This window comes from Neisseria sp. P0001.S005 (genome assembly GCF_051963715.1).
Genome location: NZ_JBQCTZ010001034.1, coordinates 1 through 245, shown reverse-complemented (window position 1 = coordinate 245; position 245 = coordinate 1). Strand labels below are relative to the sequence as shown.

Annotated in this window: 1 pseudogene; it reads left to right on the top strand. The window is 46.9% G+C overall.

What is annotated here, in order from left to right:
• A pseudogene (locus tag ACTHSP_RS23970) lies at window positions 1–189 on the top strand (ribose-phosphate pyrophosphokinase); the annotation flags it as partial.
• Window positions 190–245 lie beyond the last annotated feature (56 nt).

Here is a 245-nt window from a genome sequence, read left to right as displayed (position 1 = left end):
TCCGAAATTGACCAAGTAGTTGTGACAGATACGATTCCGTTGTCTGAAGCAGCTAAAAAATGTGAACGCATCCGTCAAGTTACCATTGCCGGTTTGCTGGCTGAGACGGTACGCCGTATCAGCAATGAAGAATCCGTCTCATATCTTTTCAATGAAGATGTGATGACCGGCGGCATGTTGCTGCCATAACCCGATGTCGTCTTAAGCTGGTCGCGGCCGATGACGACGATTTTATCTAAATTGGA